This window comes from Pseudomonas sp. CCI3.1, assembly GCF_034313985.1.
Lineage (GTDB): Bacteria > Pseudomonadota > Gammaproteobacteria > Pseudomonadales > Pseudomonadaceae > Aquipseudomonas > Aquipseudomonas psychrophila.
In genome coordinates this window covers 1,353,416-1,377,473 of sequence record NZ_JAVIWO010000001.1, presented here as the reverse complement: position 1 = coordinate 1,377,473, position 24,058 = coordinate 1,353,416, and the positions used below count along the sequence as shown (strand labels likewise).

The window sequence follows — 24,058 nt, the reverse complement described above, 5'->3', positions numbered from 1 at the left end:
TTGGCGCATAGTCCTTAAAAGATTAAAAAGTGCTGTGGTTATGCATTTTTAGTAAAGAGAGCATTGCCACAGCGTGAACAAAAAGAAGCCGAGGGTTCGTGGTTGTTCTTCTTGCAGGTGGGGCAGTCGTGCTTGAGCTGTTCGCCGCGCATGGCGTTGGCCAGTTCTGCGGTAAAGATGCCGGTGGGCACGGCAATGATCGAGTAGCCCGTGATCATGACCATGGCCGAGATGATTTGCCCCAGTACGGTTTTGGGCACGATGTCACCAAAGCCGACTGTGGTCAGGGTAACGATGGCCCAGTAAATGCTGACCGGGATGCTGGTAAAACCGTTTTCCGGGCCTTCGACCACGTACATCAGGCTGCCAAACACCGTCACCAGAGTCGAGACGCTGACCAGAAACACGATGATCTTTTGCTTGCTGCCACGCAGGGCCGAGAGCAGGTAGTTGGCCTGGCTCAGGTAGGGTCGCAGTTTGAGGATGCGGAAAATACGCAGCATGCGGATGATACGAATGATCAGCAGGTACTGCGCGTCGCTGTAATAGATCGCCAGAATCCCCGGCACGATGGCCAGCAAATCCACCAGCCCGTAAAAACTGAAGGCGTAACGCAGTGGTTTGGGTGAGCAGTACAGGCGCAGGCCATACTCGATGGCAAATACAAAGGTAAAGCCCCACTCGATATAGGCCAGCAGGTTGGCGTAGTCGCGGTGAATGCTGTTGATGCTGTCGAGCACCACCACCACCAGGCTGCACATGATGATCAGCAGCAGCGCGGTATCAAAACGTCGGCCCGCGGGGGTGTCGGCCTGGAAGACCATGACGTACAGGCGTTGACGCCAATCCTTGTTATCCATGCAGGTTGCTCGATGCCCAAATGTCAGAAGGTTCGAGTATTAACGCTCAATGCGCAACCTGCATTGTTCTTCTGCATCGGGCGCCTGGGGGCTGAGTATCCGAATGCTGGCATGCACCAGCCAGCAACTGAGAATAAACGGTGCGGTTAATGGCGCCAGCCCCAGGGCGATAAATCCGGGTGTGAGCAACAGGGTGGCGATGATGCCGACCAGTGGAAGCCAGGGCCGCCGTCGTTGCTGGCTCAGGGCCAATGCGGCGAGTGCCGGGTTATAACCCGCCAGACCGCTCAATGCGCCAGCCGTATCCTGTTGATACAGGCCGAATGCCAGACCCGCCAAAGACCCCGTGATGGCCCAGAGTGCTGCCCGCGTGCTGCTCAGCCACACGCCGAGGACAATCAGCAGCCCGGCAATTGGATGCTGCAACAGCATGACTTGGGCTACGCCTTTGAACAGGCCTTGTATCAGCGTCAGGCTGTTGACGGTCTGATCGTGGTTCAAGGCAGTGGCAGAGGCGTTGTTGACGTGCAGCAAAATCCAGCCAATAGCCACGAACGGCGCGGTATAGGCCATCAGGCTTTGCCCATGGGCGGCGCGTTTTAACCATTGGTGGACGAGCATGGTGCTCAACCCGGCGCTCGCGATAATCAGCAAAGGCAGCAGGGCCGACCATTCCAGTTGATGGCTCAATAGCAACCCCAGCAAGATGCCGTTGTAACTGTAGAGGCCTGCCTGGCGTTCGGCTTTGGGGTAGTCGCGGCGTTGCGCGGTAAGGAGCCCCGCAACACCGCCCAGCAAGGCGCCACCGAGCAGGGTGGGCGCACTGAGCAAAATCGCCAGCAGGCACATCACCCCGCACAGTGGATGGCGTTGAAGGAAGATTTGGCTGAAACCGGCGCACAGGGCAGTCGCCCAGTCGGGACAGGGATGTGAGCTCATGGTGATGGCTACGCAGTGTGGCGGTTGGAACCCGTAAACCCTGTAGAAACTATGGGTGGGAGCGAGCCTGCTCGCGAACGTCCTTCGCGAGCAGGCTCACTCCCACGACTGAAGTTTCTCTGCAGAAGTCGTGCAGATTACTTGTCGCGAATCGAGAAGTTGGCCATGTGTTCCAGGCCCTTGATCAGCGCCGAGTGGTCCCAGTTGCTGCCACCGATGGCGGCGCAGGTGCTGAACACTTGCTGGGCGTTGGCGGTGTTGGGCAGGTTGATCCCCAGTTCGCGGGCGCCCGCCAGGGCCAGGTTGAGGTCCTTCTGGTGCAGGCTGATGCGGAAACCCGGATCAAAGGTGCCCTTGATCATGCGCTCGCCGTGGACTTCAAGGATTTTTGACGAAGCAAACCCCCCCATCAGTGCTTCGCGAACCTTGGCCGGGTCAGCCCCGTTTTTTGCGGCAAACACCAGCGCTTCTGCCACTGCCTGAATGTTCAGGGCAACGATGATCTGATTCGCTACCTTGGCGGTTTGACCGTCACCATTGCCGCCGACCAGGGTGATGTTTTTACCCATGCTCTGGAGCAGGGGCAGGGCGCGGGCGAAGGTTTTTTCGTCACCGCCGACCATGATGCTCAGGCTGCCGGCCTTGGCGCCGACTTCACCGCCAGACACTGGCGCGTCCAGGTACTGCGCGCCCTTGGCGTTGATTTTTTCAGCGAAGGCTTTGGTTGCTGTCGGCGAGATCGAGCTCATGTCGATCACGACCTTGTTCGGGCTCAGACCTGCCGCGATACCGTCTTCACGGAACAGTACGTCTTCGACCTGAGGGGTGTCCGGCACCATCACGATGATGAACTCGGCTTCCTGGGCGACTTCACGAGGGCTGGCCAGGGCGATTGCGCCGGCGGCGACCAGATCGGCCGGTGCGGCGCCGTGATGGGTCGATAGAAACAGGCTGTGCCCGGCCTTTTGCAGGTTGCTGGCCATAGGCGAACCCATGATGCCTGTGCCGATAAATCCGATTTTAGCCATGACAAATCCTCTTGTTTTTCTTAAGGCGATTCAGAGTAGGTGGGCTGATGTGGGAGCGGGCTTGCTCGCGAGGGGAGCGCTGTGGAGTGACAGGTACACCGCGTCGTTGCCATCGCGAGCAAGCCCGCTCCCACAGAGTTACACCGCGTTATGAGTCTTGAGCCACGCCAGACCGGCTTCGGTGCTGGTCAGTGGCTTGTATTCGCAACCCACCCAGCCCTGATAGCCAATGCGGTCCAGGTGATCGAACAGGAAGCGGTAGTTGATTTCGCCGGTACCCGGTTCGTGGCGGCCGGGGTTGTCGGCCAGCTGGATATGGTTGATCTGCGGCAGATGCGTTTGCATGGTGCGGGCCAGGTCGCCCTCCATGATTTGCATGTGGTAGATGTCGTATTGCAGGAACAGGTTGGCGCTACCGACCTTGTCCTGAATGGCCAGGGCCTGCTTCGTGTTGTTCAGGTAAAAGCCGGGAATGTCGAGGGTGTTGATCGACTCCATCACCAGCTTGATGCCCACCGCTTGCAGCTTGTCGGCGGCGTACTTGAGGTTGCTGACGAAGGTTTTTTCGATCAGGACCTCGTCTGCGCCTTGTGGGCGAATCCCCGCCAGACAGTTGATCTGGTCATTGCCCAGTACTTGCGCGTAAGCAATGGCGAGGTCGACCCCGGCACGGAACTCCTCAACCCGATCCGGGTGGCAGGCAATCCCGCGTTCGCCCTTGGCCCAATCACCGGCCGGCAGGTTGAACAGCACTTGGGTCAGCTTGTTGGCATCGAGCTGCGCCTTGATCTCGGCAGAGCTGTAGTCGTAAGGGAACAGGTATTCAACGCCATGGAAACCAGCGTTGGCAGCCGCTTGAAAACGGACAAGGAAATCCTGTTCGGTGAACAGCATGGACAGGTTGGCGGCAAAACGCGGCATGGTGAACTCCTGCAAATAGGTGGCCCCTCTCCCTGAGAGAGGGGCAGTCAATTAATCCAGCATCGAAATGGCGGTCGGTGCATCGTTACCCACCAGCGCCAAGTCTTCAAATTCATTCACGGCGTTAATTTCGGTGCCCATCGAAATGTTGGTCACGCGCTCCAGGATGATTTCCACCATCACGGGCACACGGAACTCCTTGATCAGCTCCTGGGCCTTGCGCAGTGCAGGCTGGATTTCACTGGGTTCGAACACGCGCAAGGCCTTGCAGCCCAGGCCTTGAACGACGGCCACGTGGTCTACGCCATAACCGTTGAGCTCGGGTGCGTTGAGGTTGTCGAAAGCCAACTGCACGCAGTAGTCCATTTCGAAACCGCGTTGCGCCTGACGAATCAGCCCAAGGTAGGAGTTGTTTACCACTACGTGGATATACGGCAGGTTGAACTGTGCGCCCACCGCCAGTTCTTCGATCATGAACTGGAAGTCATAGTCACCGGACAGCGCTACGACGTTGCGGGTCGGGTCGGCCTTGACCACGCCCAGCGCTGCAGGAATGGTCCAGCCCAGTGGGCCGGCCTGGCCGCAGTTGATCCAGTGACGCGGCTTGTAAACGTGCAGGAACTGCGCGCCGGCGATCTGCGACAAGCCGATGGTGCTGACGTAGCACGTGTCTTTGCCGAACACCTGGTTCATCTCTTCGTACACGCGCTGGGGCTTGACCGGCACGTTGTCGAAGTGAGTCTTACGCTGCATCGTGGCTTTGCGTTGCTGACAGTCTTGCAGCCAGGCGCTGCGGTTTTTCAGCTTGCCGGCGGCTTTCCATTCGCGGGCCACTTCGAGGAATACCTTGAGCGCGGAACCTGCGTCGGAAACGATGCCCAGATCCGGGTTGAAGACGCGGCCGATCTGGGTGGGCTCGATATCAACGTGTATGAACTTGCGACCTTCGGTGTAAACGTCGACCGAGCCGGTGTGGCGGTTGGCCCAGCGGTTACCGATGCCCAGTACCACGTCGGACTTGAGCAGGGTGGCGTTGCCGTAACGGTGGGACGTTTGCAGGCCGACCATGCCCACCATCAGCGGGTGATCGTCAGCAATCGTGCCCCAGCCCATCAGCGTCGGTATGACCGGGATGCCGGTCAACTCGGCGAACTCCACCAGCAGATCACTGGCGTCAGCGTTGATCACGCCTCCGCCGCTGACCAGCAGCGGACGTTCGGCCTGATCGAGCAAGGCCAGGGCTTTTTCGGCCTGGAGCCGGGTTGCCGATGGTTTGGCCAGTGGCAGCGGTTCGTAGGCATCGATGTCGAATTCAATCTCGGCCATTTGCACGTCGAACGGCAAGTCGATCAGCACGGGACCTGGGCGGCCGGAGCGCATTTCGTAAAAGGCTTTCTGGAAGGCGTAGGGCACCTGGCCCGGCTCCATCACGGTGGTCGACCACTTGGTGACGGGTTTGACGATGGTGGTGATGTCGACGGCCTGGAAGTCTTCTTTGTGCATCCGTGCCCGTGGTGCTTGGCCGGTGATGCACAGAATAGGGATCGAGTCGGCTGAGGCACTGTAGAGGCCCGTCACCATGTCGGTGCCTGCCGGGCCGGAAGTGCCGATGCACACGCCAATATTGCCGGCCTTGGTGCGGGTGTAACCCTCGGCCATGTGCGAGGCGCCTTCTACGTGGCGAGCAAGGACGTGATCGATGCCACCGACCTTTTGCAGGGCCGAGTACAACGGGTTGATGGCGGCACCCGGGATACCGAATGCGGTATCGACACCTTCGCGACGCATCACCAGAACGGCGGCTTCGATTGCTCTCATTTTGCTCATTTTTTGTGCCTCTTACGTTTTGTAATTGTATACAAGTGGCTGTTGAGCGAGTGTATTCATCCTCCGGCGTGCAGGTCAATGGCTTTTGTTGATTCAGTGATTGATGGCTCTGGAGCCCTGCATTCTGGTCTTTGGTTTGATTTTTGATTTAATGCCCAATAAAAATTGTATACAAAACAGATTTGTATTGTGTTCTATTGATTGTATTGAATGCGCCTGAAAAAACGCGCGAAAGGCTTTCCATAACAAGATAAGGACGGCAACCATGAGTGCTTTAACCTTGAAAGTCGCTTTAGAACTTACTGCTCAGGCCTTGAGCACAGGGCGCCAGATCAGCGCGGCACCGTTAACGGTGGCGGTGCTCGACTGTGGCGGGCATCTGTTGGCGCTGCAGCGCGAGGATGGTGCGAGCTTGCTGCGCCCCAGCATCGCGATTGGCAAAGCCTGGGGCGCGATTGCCCTGGGCAAGGGCTCGCGTTTGCTGGCGCTGGACGCACAGCAGCGCCCGGCGTTTTATGCCGCCCTTAACGGGATGGGGCAGAGCGACGTGGTGCCAGCGCCGGGTGGGGTGTTGATCCGTGATGAGTCGGGGCAGGTGATCGGTGCGATCGGCATCAGCGGCGACACCTCGGATATCGACGAGCAGTGCGCGATCAACGCGGTCGAGGCACTGGGCTTGAGGGCGGATGCGGGGGTGGTGGTCTAAACGCAGAGACCGTAGTGAGGTGGGGCGGGCCTTGTGGGAGCGGGCTTGCTCGCGATGCAAACGGCGCGGTCCCTCAGGAGTGCGCGGTGATGCCATCGCGAGCAAGCCCGCTCCCACAGGTTTTGAAGGGGGCTCAGTCTGGAGTACAACCCTTGAGCACCAGCCGGATGATGGTCTGGGTCGCGGCTTCGTAGTCGCTGTCTTCGAGTTTGGCCTTGCCGGTGATGGCGGTGATCTGCCAGTCAAAGTCGGCGTAGGTCTGGGTCGCCGCCCAGATGCTGAACATCAGGTGATGGGGGTCGATCGGGGCAATCTGGCCACGGTCGATCCAGATCTGGATGCAGTCGATGTTGTGCTTGGCCTGGACGTTGAGCTGTTCGACCTGTTTTTCGCTCAGGTGCGGGGCGCCGTGCATGATCTCGCTGGCAAACACCTTGGAGGCAAACGGCAAGTCGCGGGAAATGAGGATTTTTGAGCGGATGTAGTTGCTCAGCACTTCGTTCGGTTCGCCATCGGCATTGAACGGTGTCGAAGCCCGCAGAATCGGGTCGATAATGCTCTCAAGTACCTCGCGATAGAGGTTTTCCTTGGATTTGAAGTAGTAGTAGACGTTGGGCTTGGGCACGCCTGCCTTGGCCGCGATATCGCTGGTTTTGCTGGCGGCGAAACCCTTGTCAGCGAACTCTTCGCTGGCGGCACGCAAAATCAGTTCTTTATTACGCTCGCGGATACTGCTCATAAACCCGATATGTCCTTGCCTGCTGGGGCGGTCGGGCATGGTAGCACCGGGCTTGCAAGTGGCTCAAGATTGCAGCTTTCGGGCTGGCACGCGCTATGCTTGTGGCCATTCAATCTTAAAGGACGTTTTTCTATGGCTGGCAGTAGCTTGCTGATGTTGCTCGACGATATCGCCGCTGTACTCGATGACGTCGCACTGATGACCAAAGTGGCCGCCAAAAAAACCGCCGGGGTGCTGGGCGACGACCTTGCGCTTAATGCCCAGCAGGTCTCTGGCGTGCGGGCTGACCGGGAGTTACCGGTGGTGTGGGCCGTGGCCAAGGGCTCGTTTCGCAACAAGCTGATCCTGGTTCCCGCAGCACTGGCCATCAGCGCATTTGCGCCGTGGGCGGTCACGCCGCTGTTGATGGTGGGCGGTGCTTATCTGTGTTTCGAGGGCTTCGAGAAGCTCGCTCACACCTTTATGCACAGCAAGGCCGACGCCCAGGGCGAACGTCAGGCGCTGCATGACACATTGGCCGGTGCTGACGTCGATCTGGCGGCGTATGAAAAGGACAAGGTCAAGGGTGCCGTGCGCACGGACTTCATCTTGTCAGCCGAAATCATCGCCATCACCCTGGGGATCGTGTCCGAGTCACCGCTGATGCAGCAAGTGGTGGTGTTGTCGGGGATCGCCATTGTGATGACCATCGGGGTGTATGGCCTGGTAGGGGGTATCGTCAAACTCGACGACGCTGGCCTGTACTTGAGCAAGAAGACCGGCGAAGGCGTGTGGCCCCGTTTTCAGCGCAGTTTCGGTCGCGGGGTGCTGAACACGGCCCCTTACATGATGAAAAGCCTGTCGGTGATTGGCACGGCGGCGATGTTCATGGTCGGCGGCGGCATCCTGACCCACGGCGTACCGGCGCTGCATCATTGGGTTGAAGGCGTGGCGCAAAGCAGCGCGCAATGGCTGGGCGTGGTCTCGGCAATCGTGCCGACTTTGCTCAACGCCGTGGCCGGCATTATTGCCGGCGCGGTGGTGTTGGCGGTGGTGTCTGGTGTGAGCAAGGTCTGGCGCGCGGTCAAAAGCTAAGCTGTCAGGTCGCTACGGCACGCGGTGAGGTGCTGTCCTGCAGCAGGCGATAACCCAGAACGGCAAACAGCAGCATGGCGCCCCCGGCCGCCAGCGACACTGTGAACCCGGTCTGGGGGCCGTAGGCGTCAATCACCCAGCCGCCAACGACTGCGCCCAGGGCAACTCCCATGCCCAGACCGGTAATCATCCAGGTCAGTCCTTCGGTCAGTTTGGCGGGCGGGACTATGTTTTCCACCAGACCCATCGCAGTAATCAGGGTAGGGGCGAAAAACAGCCCGGCGAACAACATTCCCACGGCCAGCGTGGCGATGCTGTCGACCCACATCAGCGGCACCATGGTGATCGCAGTGGCCAGCGCGCCCAGCACAAACAATTTTGGCAGTGGCATGTTCAACTTGAGTGTGCCGAACACCAGCCCGGCGACGCACGAACCCAGGGCATACACCGACAGCACAATGCTTGCAGCGGCGGGTTGGCCCTGATGTTGAGCGAAGGCCACGCTGACCACGTCCACAGTCCCCACAATCGTTCCCAGGCCCAGCAGAGCCATGAGCAAAATCAGCACGGCGCCCTGACGCAATACGCTGCCGCCGTGTTCGCTGCTGCGTGGGTGTACCGGTGGTTCGGTTTTGCGTTGCAGCACAAATGCGGTAACGCCGATAGCCAGCAGGATGGCAGCGACCAGTGGCCCGGCTTGCGGAAACAGCGCCACGCTCAGCCCCACGGAAATCGGCGGGCCGACAATAAAACTCACCTCATCAAGTACTGACTCGAACGAGAACGCCGTGTGCAGTTTGGGGGAGCCGCGATACAGCTCGGTCCAGCGTGCCCGCACCATGGCCGGCATGCTCGGGATGCAGCCCGACAACGCAGCGAACACAAACAGTGTCCAGTCAGGCGCCGCAAAATGGCTACACAGCAACAAGGCCAGCATGGCGCTAACGCCAACGGCAGTGACGCCGGGTAATACCCGGCTTTGACCGTAACGGTCGACCCAGCGCGAGATTTGCGGGGCCAACAAGGCCATGGCCAGGGCAAAGGTGGCTGCGACGGCGCCGGCTAACCAATAGGAGCCGTGCAGTTGTGCAAGCATCGTGATGATGCCGATGCCGACCATGGAAATCGGCATCCGTGCGATCAGCCCCGCGCCACTGAAAGCCTTGGTGCCAGGGGTACTGAAAATCTCGCGGTAAGGGTTAGACATACAAGCTCCGGAACGGTATTGGGGGCGCTTACGTAGCAGCTGCCGCAGGCTGCGTCCGGCGACGCAGTCGACGTAAAACCAGTGAATGCGGTTCTTCAGGAAAACGGCATTCACTGATTTTACGGTTGCTTCGCAACCGGACCCAGCCTTCGGCAGCGGCTACGGGAAATGTGTAATTGCCGAATGTCACATACGTGGCGTATGTAGAAATATACGCATACATGGCGTATGTCAATTAACATACGCCGTGTATCCCAAAAAAAGGTGGCAGACATGGCGCCCAAAGCGCGGTCGCAAATGATCGAAGAAACCCGTGGCAAGCTGATTGAAGCAGCACGGCTGGCTTTCGGTACGGTGGGCTATGCCCAGACCTCGATGGATGAGTTGACGGCTTCGGTGGGCTTGACGCGCGGCGCGTTGTATCACCATTTCGGTGACAAGAAGGGGTTGTTTCAAGCGGTGGCCCAGCAAATCGACGCCGAGCTGGATGCGCAGCTGGCGCAGGTGCTTGAGCTAGCCGAAAGCCAGTGGCAAGGGTTTCAGGATCAGTGCCGGCTGTATCTGGAGATGGCCCTGCAAATCGAAGTGCAGCGCATTTTGTTGCGTGATGCGCCCTCGGTGCTGGGGTCGCAATACGTGCAGAACACTCAGTCAGTGTGCTGCCTGTCCATGGCGGCGATGCTGCAAGGCTTGATGGACACCCACGTGATTAAACGCACCGATCCCGAGGCGTTGGCACGCCTGATCCAGGGCGGCTTGATGGATGCATCGTTCTGGATTGCCGAGGCTGACAACCCGCCGCAGCGTCTGGCGGCTGCGCTGGACAGCCTTGACCTGATGTTGCGGGGTTTGTTGCAGGTGCCTCAGGCGCGCTGACGCGACTGAGGCCCAGGCATCAGAAGTGGTACTTGACCAGCAGGCTTGCAGTGTCCTGGTTGGTTTTGAATGAACCGCTGTCTTCGATACCGTATTTGTTTTTCCAGTAGTCGTACTCAACACCTACGTACAACTGCTTGGCGCCCCAGCTCAACGCCTTGCCCAGGTCATATTTGATCTGTGGGTTGAAGTGCAGGTTGGCGTGGTAGGTGCCGCGGGAATTCTGGTCGTTGTCGACCACCCAGTCCATGTAGCCGTCGATCAGCACATCGGAATTGCCCACGGGCAGGGTGTAGGACCACACCGGGGTGATCTGCCAGACGCCTTTGCCAGCACGGTTGCCTTCAGGGAAACGCTGGTAGAAGTTCAACTGGAAGTAGTCAAAGCCCGGCACGTTCAGGTCGAAACCCGGGCCGATCAGGTAGGCCTCGGTGTCGCCTTCGCCAAACTCGTAAGTCATGGCCAGCAGTACGTCTTTGATCGGGCCAAACTCAAACTTCTGGTCGAAGATTTTGCCGAACGACAAGCGTGGGGTGAATTCGCCGTAATAGGTGTTCGGGCCAACGTTACCGTCTTCTTTACCGTTATAGAAAATACGGTCGAGGAAGAAAAAGTTATCGCCGTACTTCCAGCTGTCAGCGTGCTCGAAGGTGAGGGTTTGCTGAATCTTTGGATTGACCTGGAAGTCTTTGCCATACAAGTAAGTCAGGCTGTTGGTTTGCCATTGCAGCAGGTCGCCGGCGACTGCCGGAGCCCCGCCCAACATGCTCCCCGCAAGCATCAGGCTGGTAAGAGTGCGCTTCATTCGGTTAGCTCCAAAAAAGTAAAAAGGTGTGCAGTAGTGAGAACGTGGCGCTCTGTTTTGGCGCCTTGGTCCGTCTTTATAAAACTTGCCCTTACGGTCAGCTTTATTGTTTAAAGCAAGTACGGGGCCATACCTGTTTGGGGGCCAAAAGAATCCCCCGGCAGTCATCTGACAATCGCGTGAAAGGTGATTGATACAGGCACTAAACCTTTGATTTAAAGGCATTAAGTTGGCTTTGAAGTCAGCTTTAAAACAGCACTCGCGTTTGAGCGGCCGCGGAGAATACTGGCTCAGACGTTTGCACTCAAGCGCTCTGTTATCACCCGGGTCGAGCGATAACAGAGCGTGCACAGCCTTTAACTTAGAAGTGGACTTTGATCAGGGCACTGGCCGTGTTCTGGTTGGTGTCCAGGCGGCTGCTGCTTTCGATGCCGTACTTGTCTTTCCAGTAACTGTATTCAATCCCCACATACAGCTGTTTCTCACCCAGGTTCAGGGCTTTGCCCAGGTCATATTTGATCTGAGGGTTGAAGTGCAGGTTGGCGTGATAGGTGCCGCGTGAGTTCTGGTCGTTGTCGACCACCCAGTCCATGTAGCCATCGATCAGCAGGTTGGAGCGCCCCAAGGGGATGGTGTAGGAAAACGACGGAGTGATCTGCCAGACCCCGGTGCCAGGGCGTGGCCCCTCGGTGTGGCGACGGTAGAAATTAAGGGTGAAGTAGTTAAAACCCGGCACTGCCAGATCAAAGCCCGGGCCGATCAGATACGCTTCGCTGTCACCTTCGCCGTACTCATAAGTCATGGCCAGCAACACGTCCTTGATAGGGCCGTACTCAAGCTTCTGGTCGAAGATCTTGCCAAACGACAGGCGTGGGCTGAACTCGCCGTAGTAGGTGTGCGGGCCTTTGTTGGGATCATCCTTGCCGTTGTAGAAAATGCGGTCGACAAACAGGAAGTTGTCACCGTATTTCCACTTGTCGGCATGCTCGAAGGTGACGGTTTGCTGGATCGAGGGGTTGATCGCGAAATTCTTGCCGTAGAGGTAAGTCAGGCTGTTGGTTTGCCACAAAAACAGATCACCTGCCAGGGCCTGACCGGCAGCCAAAAACCCACCCGCGAGCGTGACGCCCCAGTGTTTGCAGTTCATGGGTAACTCCTTTTTTATTGTTGTTTTCTTAACCAGAAGCGGGTGAATCTGTGGGAGCGAGCCTGCTCGCGATGGCATCAATGCGGTCGTTCAGAAATACCGCATCGTTTGCATCGCGAGCAGGCTCGCTCCCACAAGGGGGGTAGTCGGATCAGTGCTGATGCACGTGCCCGCTCATGGCTGCGCGCTCGGCGCCGCCCAGTACGTTGAACATCAAGTTCAGGCAGACCGCGCTGACGGCGGCCATGGCGATGCCGCTGTGGGTGATGGGGTCCATCCACAGTGGCAGGTGGGCGAAGAACTCGGGGCGTACCACCGGGATCAGGCCCATGCCGATGCTCACAGCCACCAGCAATTGATTGCGGCGGTCGGCAATGTCGGCTTCCTGAAGAATCTTGATCCCTGTGGCCGCGACCATGCCGAACATGGCGATGGCGGCGCCGCCCAATACCGCAGGCGGAATGGAGGCCACCAGATACGCGGCCTTTGGCAGCAGGCTCAGGGTGATCAAAAATACACCGGCCATGATCGTCACCGAGCGGCAACGTACGCCGGTCATTTGCACCAGACCAATGTTCTGGGCGAATGAGGAATGGGTGAAAGTGTTGAAGAAACCGGCAATAAACGACGCCCCGGCATCACACAGCAAGCCACGACGCAGCATGCGTGGAGTGACTTCCTGATCGGTGATTTTGCCCAGCGCCAGGAACATTCCGGTGGACTCGACAAAGATGATCACCACCACCAGGCACATCGAAAGGATCGGGGCCAGGTGAAACTCAGGCATGCCGAAGTGCAGCGGGGTGACGATCTGGAACCAGGGAGTGTTGTCCAGGCCGGAGAGGTCGACCATGCCAATGGCGCCTGACAGTACATAGCCCAGGGCCATGCCGATCAATACCGAAATGTTGACCCAAAAGCCACGCATGAAGCGGTTGATCAGCAGGATGGTTCCCAGCACCAGTGCAGCAATGGCCAGATACGTCGGGGAACCGAACTGCGCAGCAGTACTGCCACCACCGGCCCAGTTGACGGCAACGGGGAACAGGGACAAACCGATCGAAGTAATCACGGTGCCGGTGACCAGCGGTGGAAAGAAACGAACCACCTTGGACATGAACGGCGCAATGATCATCCCGAAAAAGCCTGCAGCGATGGTGGCGCCGAAAATCCCGGTCAGGCCGATACCCGGCATCCCGGCCATAGCCACCATGCTGCCGACGGCGGCAAAACTGGCCCCCATCATGACCGGCATGCGAATACCCATGGGGCCGATACCCATCGATTGCACGATGGTGGCGACACCCGCTACCAGCAGGTCAGCGTTGATCAAAAAGGCGATTTCTTCCCGACTCAGGCCTGCGGCTTGTCCGATGATCAACGGCACTGCAACCGCGCCGCCGTACATCAGCAGTACATGCTGCAAACCGACCAGGATCAGTTGCAGCATGGGTAGCCGCGCCAGCGGGGGCGGCGCGGTTATGGCGGGTATGCGCGGTTCGGATAAATCGGACATGCAACACCTCGGTCATTTTTTATTGTTGTGAGCTAGTGGTGTGTTCATGCGGTCGCAGCATGGCTGCGACCGCATAGCGCGTGCGTCAGTTGGTCTGGGCTCCTGCACTGATCCAGGCGCCGACCAGATCACGTTCCTGCTGGGTCATCTGGGTGATGTTGCCCAACGGCATGATCGGGGTGGCGACGGCCTGGGCCTGTATGCGGGGAGCCATGAGCTTGATCTGTTGCGCGGTGTCGAACATCACGCCTGCCGGGGCCGCACTGAACAGCGGGCTGGTGGGGGTGGCGGAATGACAAACCGTGCAGCGCTCCTGAATCACTACATGGACTTTTTCGAAGTCAACGCTGGCCACTGGTGCTGCGGGTGTTGCAGGTGCTGCGGGTGCAGACGGTGGAGCATCCTGCGCCCTGACACCGCCCAGAGCGGTTTCCGGGAGCGGTTGGTATTTGATTACCTTGGCTGTTTCAGGTGCAGTCGACACCGGCTTTGGACCGGTGACGTACGCCAGGCAGATCATGCCCAGTGCCGCGACAGGCAGTGTCCAGGCATATTTGTGGCTGTCGTGACGGGTGTTGAAGTAGTGACGCACCAACACCGCGAACACCGCAATCCCGGCCAGGATCAGCCAGTTGTACTGGCTGCCGTAAGTGCTCGGGAAGTGGTTGCTGATCATGATGAACAGCACCGGCAAGGTGAAGTAGTTGTTGTGACGCGAACGCAGCAGGCCTTTGGCCGGCAACGCCGGGTCGGGTGTGCGGCCTTCCTTGATCGCGGCGACCAGAGCGCGTTGCGCGGGCATGATGGTGCGGAACACGTTACCGACCATGATGGTGCCGATAATGGCGCCCACGTGCAGGTATGCACCGCGCCCGCTGAACACCTTGCTCAGGCCGAACGCTGCCGCAACCAGCAACACAAACAGGACGAAGCCGAGCAACGCCGGGCGTTTGCCCAGGGCGGAGTCGCACAGAAAGTCATAAATGAACCAGCCGGCAATCAGCGAACCGATACCGATGGCAACGGCTTCTGGACCGCTCAGGCTGGAGCCTGGAGCAATCAGGTACAGCGCGGGGTTGAAGTAGAAGACCAGGCAGAGCAGGGCGATGCCTGACATCCAGGTGAAATAGGCTTCCCATTTAAACCAGTGCAGGTTTTCCGGCATGGTGGGAGGAGCCAACTTGTATTTTTCGAGGTGGTAAATGCCGCCGCCGTGAATCGCCCATAGATCGCCGGCCAGGCCATCCTTGGGGTTGGCCCGGTTGAGGTTGTTCTCCAGCCAGACGAAATAAAACGATGCGCCGATCCAGGCCACACCCGTGATCATATGAATCCAGCGCACGCTCAGATTCAGCCATTCCATTAGATGTGCTTCCACAGTCTTTACCTCTTGCCCGTCACTCTTTTATGAGTGTTGGACCTTCTCTTATTGGTGGGGGGCGAGGAACAACAACTGATCCTCTTTGAAGAAATGCTCATCGCAGTTATTGCCTGTGCCACTGCGATCAACCACCAGGAAGTCATCCCGCTTTTCGATCGTCAGCACCGGATGGTGCCAAACGCCGCGATGGTAATTAATGCCCTGCCTGCCATTACTGACAAAGGCGCGGACCAAGCCTGATACAGGTTCATCGCCAACTGGCGCGACCACGATCAGAAAGGGGTTGCCGAGCAGCGGTATAAAAGCCTGGCTGCCCAGCGGATGGCGCTCCAGCATGCGTACGGTAAACGGCATGTCCTGCGCTTGGGCGCGGAAAATGCTGATGATCGCCTTGTCTTCTGGCGTAGCCGTTTCGACCTCTGCCAGACGGTGAAAGCGCATGGTCGAACCGTTATTGATCATGAAGTGGTCGCTGCCATCGGTTTCAATCACATCGCCAAAAGGGGCGAAGGCTTCTTTGGTCAGCGGTTCAATCATCAATGTGCGCATGGTGGTCTTCTTATTCGGGTTTCTGTGGTGTCAGTTTTTGTCGCTATCGCGGGCAAGCCCGCTCCCACCGGGTGAATGCATTTCAAATGTGGGAGCGGGCCTGCCCGCGATGGGTTCAGCGCTTATTTGGCGACTTTACCCAGTACGCGAATGCGGCTTACACCACCGTCCGGGAACAGGTTCAGGCGAATATGGGTAATGGGGCCGAGGTTTTTGAGTTGCTCGCTGTAGGTGTGCTCAGCGTGCATCTCCATTTTTTGGCTCGGCAGCAGCTCACGCCAGAACAGCGACTGGGTTTCGATCTGGCTGTCGGTACCGCCCTTGACGAACGCGCCCTGGATCGAGCAGCTGTCCGGGTAGTTGCCTTTGAAGTGCAGGGTATCAACGATGATTTTTTCAATCTCGCCGGCATGGCCCAGAGCCACGATGACCCAGTCATTGCCCGGAGTACGACGGCGTGCGGTTTCCCAACCGTCGCCCATGTTGATGCCGCGACCCGGGTTAAGGATGTTGCTCATGCGACCGAAGTGTTCGTCGGAGCAGGCCAGGGCGCGACCGCCATTCAAGGCAGCTGCCAGGTCAATCTGCTCGTTGTCGCCCACCGCCGACCAGTCACGGAACGGCACGCCATACACACGCAGACGTGCTACGCCGCCATCCGGGTAGATGTTGAAGCGCAGGTGGCTGAAGGCCTGGTCATTGCTGATTTCGTGGTAGTGATGGCTGTTGCCTTGCAGCTCGACAGCCGACAGCACTTCAACCCACTGGGTGTTTTCGTTGGGTTCGCCCGAGGCCAGGAAACAGGCTTCCAGCGAGGCAGACGGCGGAAAGTTGCCGGTGAAGAATGAAGTGTCGATGTCTACACCCTTGATCGAGCCCGGAACGCCAAGGCGGATCACTGCGCTGTCATAGCCTTCGAAGCGCTTGCGACGGGACTCCCAGCCGTCCATCCACTTGCCGTTGTCATCGAAAACGCCCTCCTTCCATACGGCCGGGGTAGGCTGGAACAGGCGGTTGGCGTCGGCGAACCAGTCATCGGTGACCGAAACGATTTTGGTGCCCAGGCGGGCATCGGCCAGGTTGACGAACTTCTCGAAAGGTACGGCGTAAGCTTTCATTCTTCTTGTCTGCCTTTAAATAAGTGGCTGGAGATGCGTCATCGGCAGGTGCCGATTCGGCTTAGAGCTGGAGTAATCGGAACAGGGCAATTTTGTTGATTTCTGCCAACGCGCATTTGAACTCGACATCTGCCGGGTTGTGGATGCGGGTCTCGAACGCGGCGAGGATCTGGTGCCGGTCGCTGCCTTTTACCGCCATGATGAAGGGAAACTTGAACTTGGCTTTGTAGGCCTCGTTCAGCTCGGTGAAGCGTTGAAACTCTTCGGCCGTGCATTGGTGAATACCGGCGCCAGCTTGTTCATGGGTGCTGGCTTCGGTGAGTTGGCCCTGGACGGCTGCTTTGCCGGCCAGGTCCGGGTGAGCATTGATCAGTGCCAGCTGGCTGGCGTGATCGGCGCTCAACAACAGGTCACTCATGCGCTGGTGCAGGGTTTCGATTTGATCGACGCTGCTGTCCAGGCCCAGGTCATAAGCTTTTTCGGCTACCCAGGGCGAGTGTTCGTAGATATCGGCAAAGGCTGCCACGAACGCTTCACGGCTCAGTTGTGAAGGCTTGAGGGTCTTGAAGGCGCTCATTTGGCTGTCTCTGCAACAAAAGGGTGGGTGGCGTGCCAGTGGCGGGCGATGTCCACGCGGCGGGTGAACCAGACCTGTTCATGACCCTTGGCGTATTCAATGAAGCGCTTGAGGGCGGCGAGACGCGCAGGGCGGCCAATGAGGCGGCAATGCAGGCCGATGGATAGCATTTTCGGCGACTCTGCGCCTTCGGCGTACAGCACATCGAAAGCATCCTTGAGGTACTGGAAGAATTGCTCGCCGGTGTTGAAACCCTGCACCTGGGTGAATCGCATGTCATTGGTGTCCAGGGTGTAAGGGATCACCAGATGCGGCTTGCCGGTAGGGTTGTTGGGCTCCCAGTAAGGCAGGTCGTCGTCATAGGTGTCGCAGTCGTACAGGAAACCGCCTTCTTCCATCACCAGGCGCCGTGTATTGGGGCCGGTGCGTCCGGTGTACCAACCCAGCGGGCGTTCACCGCTGATGTCGGTGAGGATGCGGATGGCTTCGAGCATGTGTTCACGCTCAAGGGCTTCATCCATGTACTGGTAGTCGATCCAGCGATACCCATGGCTGCAAATCTCATGCCCGGCGGCCACCATGGCGCGGATCACATCCGGATGGCGCTGGGCGGCCATCGCGACTGCAAATACAGTCAGCGGGATATCAAACTCGCGAAACAGCTTGAGTACACGCCATACGCCTGCGCGGCTGCCGTACTCGTAGAGAGACTCCATGCTCATGTTGCGCTCGCCTTGCAGCGGCTGCGCCGAGACCATTTCGGACAGGAAAGCTTCAGACTCCTTGTCGCCGTGGAGAATGTTGCGCTCGCCGCCTTCTTCGTAGTTGAGTACGAAAGACAGGGCGATACGGGCGTTGTCCGGCCAATGCGGATGCGGGGGGTTGGGACCGTAACCAATCAGGTCGCGTGGGTAGTCAGCGCTCACTACAGTCTTCCTTATTGTTCGTGTTAACAGTCGATTGGCCAGACCTGGCGTCACTGCGATGGCCTGATTGTATACAACTTTATAATCTATTTGTAACCCTGATTTTATCTATTTCTACCATGCTTCGCGCCTAAAGGGTACTTGCAAGAAACCTGCCTGATTGGTCAGCTTATGGATAAGAAGTCTGCTAACCCTGCGGCTTTGACAGTAAATACCGTGCAGGCGGCGTGGCTCAAGGGTTGGCTGAAATTGTGCTTTTTAATTGTGTACAATTTTTTTGATAAATGTCTTAATCGTGTTCTCGCTGATGCTTTTGGTGCGCCAAAGGGGTGCAGTGGCCATTTTTTTACCGATTCGGGAGGTCGCACAATCTATGGGACGTTTGACTACGCACGTTTTGGATGCCGCACATGGCTGTCCGGGCAGCTCGATCAAGGTCGAGCTGTATCGGGTTGAAGGTTCGGGGCTGGAGTTGGTCGCTACAGCACTGACCAACAGCGATGGCCGGTGCGACGCGCCGCTGCTGGAAGGGGATACGTACCGTTCGGGGGTTTACCAGGTGCAGTTCAGTGCCGGTGACTACTACCGCGCAAAGGGTGTGAAATTGCCTGAGCCGGCGTTCCTGGACGTAGTGGTGCTGCGTTTCGGGATCAGTTCCGAGCAGGATCACTACCATGTACCGCTACTGATTTCGCCCTACAGCTACTCGACCTATCGCGGTAGCTAGAAGCTTTCGATCTGCGCATGTGGTTATTTGCCCGCTCACACTGCGGGCTTTTTTTTGCCTGTCTATACATGACCTGTGGGAGCGGGCTTGCTCGCGATGGCATCGACGCGGTCATCCAGACACACGGCGGCGCTTGAATCGCGAGCAAGCCCGCTCCCACACAGGCGGTGCTTTATCAGCGGCTTAGCAGTGACGCCGTTCCCGCTACACCAAACAACCCGGCGCTGATGCGGTTGAACCAGCTCTGGCCCTTGCCGCTGCGCAGATAACCCGCCGCGCCATGGGCACCAAGGCCGTAGGCCAGCTTGCACAGCAGGTCGAGTACGGTCCAGGTGGCGATCATCACCAGCAACTGGTTAAGGAACGGCAAGTCGGGGTTGAGGAACTGTGGCAGGAAGGCGGCAAAGAACAAAATATCTTTTGGATTGCTGGCGCCCAGTACAAACGCGCGCCCGAACAGGGCGCTGAAGCGTGGTTTTGGTGCGGCTTCAGGCACGTTGGTGACCGTGGCCGGCTGGCGCGATTGCTTCCAGCTTTGCCAGGCAAGGTAAAACAGGTACAGCGCACCGACGATTTTCAGGGCGCTAAAGAGTTTTTCCGAAGCCAGCAGCAAGGCACCCAGGCCGAGAGCTGAAGCGCTAAGCAGGCAAATCGAGGCAAACACTCCCCCCAGAAATGCCGGATACGAACGGCGCAAACCGTAGTTCAAACTGTTGCTGATCATCAATAACGACAAAGGCCCCGGAATCAGGATTACCACCAATGCCGCGCTGCTGAACAGCAGCCAGGTTTCCAGACTCATCACTTCCTCCCATAACACAAAGACCCCGCATCATTGGCGGGGCCGGTTGATATCGCCCGGTCTACAGGTAAATAAACTTGGCGATGAAAATAGCGCAGAGCACCCACAAGCTGACAGAAATTTCGCTGTATTTGCCGGTGCCCGCCTTGAGTGCGACATAGGTGATAAAGCCCAGAGCAATCCCGTCGGCGACCGAGAAGGTCAACGGCATCATGATCATGGTCACAATGGCAGGGATGCAGTCAGTGGGTTCGTCCCAGTTGATGTGGGCCATGCCACCCATCATCAGCATGGCCACGTAAATCAGTGCGCCAGCAGTCGCGTAAGCGGGGATCATGCCAGCCAGGGGGGCAAAGAACATCGCGGCTACAAACAATACGCCCACGGTGACTGCGGTGAGTCCGGTTCGACCGCCGGCGGCAACACCCGCGGCGCTTTCGACATAGCTGGTTACGGGCGGCACGCCCACCACGGCGCCGAATACGCTCGAAGCGCTGTCAGCCTTGAGTGCCCGGGACAGATTTTCGATCTTGCCGTCAGCCTTGACCAGGCCGGCACGCTGGGCCACGCCCATCAGGGTTCCGGCAGTGTCGAACATGTGTACAAACAGAAAGGCAAATACCACGCTGATCATGCTGATATTGAACACACCCTTGAGGTCCATGGCCATCCAGGTGGGAGCCAGGCTAGGCGGCGCAGACATAATGCCGTTGTAGTGGACCAGGTCCAGGCTCCAGCCAGCCAGGGTGACGGCAATGATGCTGATCAGGATCGCGCCGAATACACGGTGATAGCTAAGAATCGCAATCATCAAGAAACACACGGCGGCCAGCAGCGGAGCAGGATCATGCAGCGATCCCAGCTTGATCAAGGTGGCCGGGCTGTCGACGATAATGCCCGAGGTTTTCAGGCCAATAACCCCCAAAAACAAGCCGACCCCCGCACCCATCGCATGGCGCAGGCTGACAGGAATGCTGTTGAGCAGCCATTCGCGTATCCGCGACAGGGTCAGAAACAGGAACAGCACGCCAGACACAAATACCGCACCCAGGGCCGTTTCCCAGCTGTAACCCATGGTTCCGACCACTGTGTAAGTGAAGAACGCATTCAGGCCCATGCCTGGCGCCAGGCCTACTGGCCAGTTGGCGTAAAGCCCCATCAGCAGGCTGCCTAGCGCGGCGGCGATGCAGGTCGCCACAAAGGCCGCGCCATGATTAATGCCTGCGTCAGCCATGATGTTGGGGTTGACGAAGATGATGTAGGCCATGGTGATAAAGGTGGTCAGCCCGGCGATCAGCTCGGTTTTGACCGTGGTGCCATGCAGCGACAGTTTGAACAGGCGCTCCAGCCACCCGCGGGAGGTGGGAGGGGAAAGTTCAACGGCGGGGATTTCTGACTTTTGGCTGTCCACGGTTATTTCCTCAGGCTTTTATTGTTTTTAAGGGCACTGGTGAGGCGAGCGGCAGTTTTCTGACCTTTGGGTCAAGAATGCAGGCGAGATGAATTATGCTTTTGTATACAAAAAAAGCAATTAATGTTTTCGAGGTTGTAGACGAAATGCAGGGTGCATGAGGACGTTAAGGTGGGGGCAGGCTAGGGCTGGCGGCTTTGGCCCAAGGCATGGTTGATTGCCAGCCAGCCATTGACGGCGTCGTCACCCGCTTGGGCGAACACCCGCTGCAATAGCTTGACCTGCTCGCGACGCAGGTTTTTCTCGAAGGTGACGCCGTCAGCGGTCAACTCCAGCAGGCGTTTGCGCTTGTCGGTCTCGGGGGCGACGCTGCGCACCAGGTCCATTTCGATCAACTGGCGTAAAGGCGTGTTAAGGGCTTGTTTACTTACACCCAGCAGCGTCAGCAGTTCCTTGACGCTTACACCGGGATGGTGGGCGATAAAGAAAACGATGCGCTGATGCACCCGACTTAGCCCACGACGTGCCAGCATTTCGTCCGCCTTGGCGGTAAATGCTTGATAGCCAAAGAAGAAGGCTTCCATGGCGGCACGCTGAGTGGTCGGATTTTTAAGGTCAAGCATATTGACGTATCTAGGCTTCGCGGCGTAGTTTCGGTCAACCAGTTTGACTTATTTCCAATTACTTCCGCTACCGGTGATCTGTATGGCCTTCTCCGAACGTGTTTCCCGCCTGAAAAGCTCTTTGATTCGTGAAATTCTGGCTGCAGCCCAACGTCCGGAAGTCATGTCTTTCGCTGGCGGGCTACCGGCCGAAGCCATGCTGCCCAAGGTCGACTGGACCGATATGCCGGCCTCGATGGGGCAATACGGCATGAGTGAAGGCGAGCCGGCATTGCGTGAAGTACTGGCTGCCGAGGCCCGTGCATTGGGCGTTGATTGCGACGCGAGCCAGGTCATGGTACTGAGCGGCTCGCAGCAGGCACTGGATCTGGCTGCCAAGCTGTACATCGACAAAGGCACTGAGATCATGCTTGAAGCGCCGACCTATCTGGCCGCGCTGCAAATATTCCAACTGTTCGGTGCCGAGTGCCTGACGTTCCCGCTGCAAGCCGATGGCCCGGACCTGGCCGCGTTGCGTGTGCAACTGGAAAAACACAGTCCCGCTTTCATCTACCTGATCCCGACGTTCCAGAACCCGTCTGCCGTGCGTTACAGCGAAACCAAGCGCGACGCCGTTGCGGCCTTGCTGGACGAGTTCGGCGTAACCCTGATTGAAGATGAGCCGTACCGCGAACTGAATTTTGACGGCGGCAGCGCCACGCCGATTGTCAGCCGCCTGAAAAAAGCCAGCTGGATCTACACCGGCACCGTGTCCAAAACCCTGTTGCCGGGTTTGCGCGTTGGCTTCCTGATTGCCAGCCCTGATCTGTTCCCGCACCTGCTGCGCCTCAAGCAATCGGCGGACCTGCACACCAACCGTGTTGGCCAATGGCAGGCATTGCAGTGGATCGGCACCGAGAAAATGAGCAACCACCTGGCCGAATTGCGTGACTTCTACCGTGTGCGTCGTGACGGCTTTCAGCTGGCGCTCGAAGAGCACTTCTCGGACCTGGCTGACTGGCATGTACCGCAGGGCGGTTTGTTCTTCTGGCTGACCCTCAAGCAGCCGTTCGATACCCGTACGTTGCTCAAGCCTGCGCTGGAGCAGAACGTGGCATTCATGCCGGGTGAGCCGTTCTTCGCCAACCCGGACCAGAACGTTGGCAGCCTGCGCCTGAACTTCAGCCACATCGACCCTGCGCGTCTGCACGAAGGCCTCAAGCGCCTGGCTAACGTTATTCGTCAGGCACAGGCTGCCCAAGCGGCCTAAAGGAGGCGCGATGCTCAAGGTTTATGGCGATTACAATTCGGGCAACTGCTACAAGATCAAGCTGATGCTGCATTTGCTGGGCCTTGATTATCAGTGGTTCGCGGTGGACATCCTCAAGGGTGAAACAGAAACCCCGGATTTCCTGGCGAAAAACCCGAACGGCAAAGTGCCGGTGCTGGAGCTGGAAGACGGTACGTGCCTGTGGGAGTCCAACGCGATTCTCAACTATCTGGCCGACGGCAGTGAGTTCTTGCCGACCGAGCCGCGCTTGCGCACCCAGGTGCTGCAATGGCAGTTTTTCGAACAGTACAGCCATGAGCCTTACATTGCGGTGGCGAGGTTTATCCAGTTTTACCTGGGCTTGCCTCAAGAGCGTCTGGAGGAGTACCGCACACTGCAGAAGCGGGGCTACAAAGCGCTGGACGTGATGGAGCAACAGCTCAACCGCACACCGTATCTGGTGGGTGATCAGTACTCGATTGCAGACGTGACCCTGTACGCCTACACCCACGTGGCGGATCAGGGTGGCTTTGATCTCAGCGGTTACCCGGGTATTCAAGCGTGGCTGCAACGAGTGGCCAGCCATCCGCGGCATGTGGGCATGCTCGATTGAGTTGATTGCGCACACAAAAAAACCGGCCTAGTGCCGGTTTTTTTTGTAAGTGGAGCGTGATGTTTAAACGTTGGCAAAGCGTTGGTTCAAGTACGCAATGATCACCTTGGAGTCGTACATCCAAGTGGTCTTGCCATCTTCTTCGATGCGCAGGCACGGGACTTTGATCTTGCCGCCTTGCTCCAGCAGGGTTTGACGGTCCTGCTCGTTGTTTTTCGCGTCACGCAGGGCTACCGGCACATTCAGGCGACGCAAGGTGCGGCGGGTTTTTACGCAGAACGGGCACGCGTGGAACTGGTACAGGGTCAGGCTTTTGGCAGCGTGATCGACCTGCGCCTGTGCGGCTGCAGGGCGCTGCTTTTTGCTGGGGCGGGTAACAAAATCGCCAGCGATGATGAGCTGACCCAGGCCTACGCGAAGCGCTTTGATAAACACAG

The 24,058-nt window shown here is 58.1% G+C and carries 25 protein-coding genes; 6 read left to right on the top strand and 19 right to left on the bottom strand.

Annotated elements, in window-relative coordinates:
- Positions 1-38 precede the first annotated feature (38 nt).
- The 5 genes from RGV06_RS06265 to gcl all read right to left on the bottom strand — a co-directional run bounded on the left by RGV06_RS06265 (position 39) and on the right by gcl (position 5,575).
- Positions 39-860 carry an ion transporter gene (locus RGV06_RS06265; protein ID WP_019828880.1) on the bottom strand — a complete coding sequence of 274 codons (822 nt, stop codon included), beginning with the start codon at positions 858-860 and terminating at the stop codon, positions 39-41.
- Positions 861-899: 39 nt separating this feature from the next.
- A complete protein-coding gene (locus tag RGV06_RS06260; RefSeq protein WP_322149640.1) occupies positions 900-1,799 on the bottom strand; it encodes an urea transporter in 900 nt (299 codons plus the stop codon).
- 137 nt (positions 1,800-1,936) lie between these two features.
- On the bottom strand, positions 1,937-2,827 hold the full coding sequence (locus tag RGV06_RS06255; RefSeq protein WP_046809691.1) for a 2-hydroxy-3-oxopropionate reductase: 891 nt from the start codon (positions 2,825-2,827) through the stop codon (positions 1,937-1,939).
- A gap of 138 nt (positions 2,828-2,965) precedes the next feature.
- Complete coding sequence (hyi, locus tag RGV06_RS06250; RefSeq protein WP_322149639.1) at positions 2,966-3,748, bottom strand: hydroxypyruvate isomerase; 783 nt, start codon at positions 3,746-3,748, stop codon at positions 2,966-2,968.
- Positions 3,749-3,799: 51 nt separating this feature from the next.
- A complete protein-coding gene (gcl, locus tag RGV06_RS06245; protein WP_048351569.1) occupies positions 3,800-5,575 on the bottom strand; it encodes a glyoxylate carboligase in 1,776 nt (591 codons plus the stop codon).
- A 265-nt stretch (positions 5,576-5,840) separates the two neighbouring features.
- Here gcl and RGV06_RS06240 point away from each other — a divergent pair, with 265 nt between their 5' ends.
- The gene (locus RGV06_RS06240) at positions 5,841-6,281 is read left to right on the top strand and encodes a GlcG/HbpS family heme-binding protein (protein WP_048351570.1); all 441 of its coding nucleotides are present in this window, start codon (positions 5,841-5,843) and stop codon (positions 6,279-6,281) included.
- A gap of 133 nt (positions 6,282-6,414) precedes the next feature.
- Here RGV06_RS06240 and RGV06_RS06235 read toward each other — a convergent pair whose 3' ends face one another.
- On the bottom strand, positions 6,415-7,020 hold the full coding sequence (locus tag RGV06_RS06235) for a TetR/AcrR family transcriptional regulator (RefSeq protein ID WP_219261031.1): 606 nt from the start codon (positions 7,018-7,020) through the stop codon (positions 6,415-6,417).
- A 132-nt stretch (positions 7,021-7,152) separates the two neighbouring features.
- On the opposite strand from RGV06_RS06235, the gene RGV06_RS06230 reads away from it, so the two are divergent.
- Positions 7,153-8,094 carry a DUF808 domain-containing protein gene (locus RGV06_RS06230; protein WP_322149638.1) on the top strand — a complete coding sequence of 314 codons (942 nt, stop codon included), beginning with the start codon at positions 7,153-7,155 and terminating at the stop codon, positions 8,092-8,094.
- A gap of 4 nt (positions 8,095-8,098) precedes the next feature.
- Here RGV06_RS06230 and RGV06_RS06225 read toward each other — a convergent pair whose 3' ends face one another.
- Positions 8,099-9,301 (bottom strand): MFS transporter, encoded by a 1,203-nt coding sequence (locus RGV06_RS06225; protein WP_048351573.1) that lies wholly within the window; start codon positions 9,299-9,301, stop codon positions 8,099-8,101.
- A gap of 273 nt (positions 9,302-9,574) precedes the next feature.
- Here RGV06_RS06225 and RGV06_RS06220 point away from each other — a divergent pair, with 273 nt between their 5' ends.
- Positions 9,575-10,177 carry a TetR/AcrR family transcriptional regulator gene (locus RGV06_RS06220; RefSeq protein ID WP_322149637.1) on the top strand — a complete coding sequence of 201 codons (603 nt, stop codon included), beginning with the start codon at positions 9,575-9,577 and terminating at the stop codon, positions 10,175-10,177.
- A 19-nt stretch (positions 10,178-10,196) separates the two neighbouring features.
- Here RGV06_RS06220 and RGV06_RS06215 read toward each other — a convergent pair whose 3' ends face one another.
- The 8 genes from RGV06_RS06215 to puuE all read right to left on the bottom strand — a co-directional run bounded on the left by RGV06_RS06215 (position 10,197) and on the right by puuE (position 18,196).
- Positions 10,197-10,982, bottom strand: a complete 786-nt coding sequence (locus RGV06_RS06215) for an outer membrane protein OmpK (protein ID WP_019826626.1) — start codon at positions 10,980-10,982, stop codon at positions 10,197-10,199.
- Positions 10,983-11,343: 361 nt separating this feature from the next.
- The gene (locus RGV06_RS06210; RefSeq protein ID WP_019826624.1) at positions 11,344-12,129 is read right to left on the bottom strand and encodes an outer membrane protein OmpK; all 786 of its coding nucleotides are present in this window, start codon (positions 12,127-12,129) and stop codon (positions 11,344-11,346) included.
- A gap of 151 nt (positions 12,130-12,280) precedes the next feature.
- Positions 12,281-13,645 (bottom strand): nucleobase:cation symporter-2 family protein, encoded by a 1,365-nt coding sequence (locus RGV06_RS06205; protein ID WP_037032474.1) that lies wholly within the window; start codon positions 13,643-13,645, stop codon positions 12,281-12,283.
- Between the two features lie 85 nt (positions 13,646-13,730).
- Entirely contained in the window at positions 13,731-15,023 is a 1,293-nt protein-coding gene (locus tag RGV06_RS06200; RefSeq protein ID WP_048351574.1) for a urate hydroxylase PuuD, read from the bottom strand.
- Positions 15,024-15,071: 48 nt separating this feature from the next.
- On the bottom strand, positions 15,072-15,575 hold the full coding sequence (locus RGV06_RS06195; protein ID WP_019826617.1) for an ureidoglycolate lyase: 504 nt from the start codon (positions 15,573-15,575) through the stop codon (positions 15,072-15,074).
- A 122-nt stretch (positions 15,576-15,697) separates the two neighbouring features.
- The gene (gene alc / locus RGV06_RS06190) at positions 15,698-16,693 is read right to left on the bottom strand and encodes an allantoicase (RefSeq protein WP_019826615.1); all 996 of its coding nucleotides are present in this window, start codon (positions 16,691-16,693) and stop codon (positions 15,698-15,700) included.
- 61 nt (positions 16,694-16,754) lie between these two features.
- Entirely contained in the window at positions 16,755-17,270 is a 516-nt protein-coding gene (gene uraD / locus RGV06_RS06185; RefSeq protein ID WP_019826613.1) for a 2-oxo-4-hydroxy-4-carboxy-5-ureidoimidazoline decarboxylase, read from the bottom strand.
- A complete protein-coding gene (gene puuE, locus RGV06_RS06180) occupies positions 17,267-18,196 on the bottom strand; it encodes an allantoinase PuuE (RefSeq protein ID WP_019826611.1) in 930 nt (309 codons plus the stop codon). The genes uraD and puuE overlap by 4 nt, the downstream gene beginning before the upstream one ends.
- A gap of 373 nt (positions 18,197-18,569) precedes the next feature.
- On the opposite strand from puuE, the gene uraH reads away from it, so the two are divergent.
- Positions 18,570-18,923: a hydroxyisourate hydrolase gene (uraH, locus tag RGV06_RS06175; RefSeq protein WP_019826609.1), complete on the top strand. Its 354-nt coding sequence runs from the start codon at positions 18,570-18,572 to the stop codon at positions 18,921-18,923.
- Positions 18,924-19,098: 175 nt separating this feature from the next.
- Here uraH and RGV06_RS06170 read toward each other — a convergent pair whose 3' ends face one another.
- The 3 genes from RGV06_RS06170 to RGV06_RS06160 all read right to left on the bottom strand — a co-directional run bounded on the left by RGV06_RS06170 (position 19,099) and on the right by RGV06_RS06160 (position 21,759).
- Positions 19,099-19,725 carry a LysE family translocator gene (locus tag RGV06_RS06170; RefSeq protein WP_019826607.1) on the bottom strand — a complete coding sequence of 209 codons (627 nt, stop codon included), beginning with the start codon at positions 19,723-19,725 and terminating at the stop codon, positions 19,099-19,101.
- Positions 19,726-19,786: 61 nt separating this feature from the next.
- Positions 19,787-21,136 (bottom strand): NCS2 family permease, encoded by a 1,350-nt coding sequence (locus RGV06_RS06165; protein WP_019826603.1) that lies wholly within the window; start codon positions 21,134-21,136, stop codon positions 19,787-19,789.
- Positions 21,137-21,318: 182 nt separating this feature from the next.
- The gene (locus RGV06_RS06160; RefSeq protein ID WP_019826601.1) at positions 21,319-21,759 is read right to left on the bottom strand and encodes a MarR family winged helix-turn-helix transcriptional regulator; all 441 of its coding nucleotides are present in this window, start codon (positions 21,757-21,759) and stop codon (positions 21,319-21,321) included.
- An 82-nt stretch (positions 21,760-21,841) separates the two neighbouring features.
- Between RGV06_RS06160 and RGV06_RS06155 the strand changes: the two genes are divergently transcribed.
- Together RGV06_RS06155 and RGV06_RS06150 are read left to right on the top strand one after the other, a co-directional pair.
- On the top strand, positions 21,842-23,008 hold the full coding sequence (locus RGV06_RS06155; RefSeq protein WP_019826599.1) for a PLP-dependent aminotransferase family protein: 1,167 nt from the start codon (positions 21,842-21,844) through the stop codon (positions 23,006-23,008).
- 10 nt (positions 23,009-23,018) lie between these two features.
- The gene (locus RGV06_RS06150) at positions 23,019-23,621 is read left to right on the top strand and encodes a glutathione S-transferase family protein (RefSeq protein ID WP_322149636.1); all 603 of its coding nucleotides are present in this window, start codon (positions 23,019-23,021) and stop codon (positions 23,619-23,621) included.
- A gap of 63 nt (positions 23,622-23,684) precedes the next feature.
- On the opposite strand, the gene RGV06_RS06145 is transcribed toward RGV06_RS06150, so the two are convergent.
- Positions 23,685-24,056 carry a glutaredoxin family protein gene (locus tag RGV06_RS06145; protein WP_322149635.1) on the bottom strand — a complete coding sequence of 124 codons (372 nt, stop codon included), beginning with the start codon at positions 24,054-24,056 and terminating at the stop codon, positions 23,685-23,687.
- Positions 24,057-24,058: the final 2 nt, after the last annotated feature.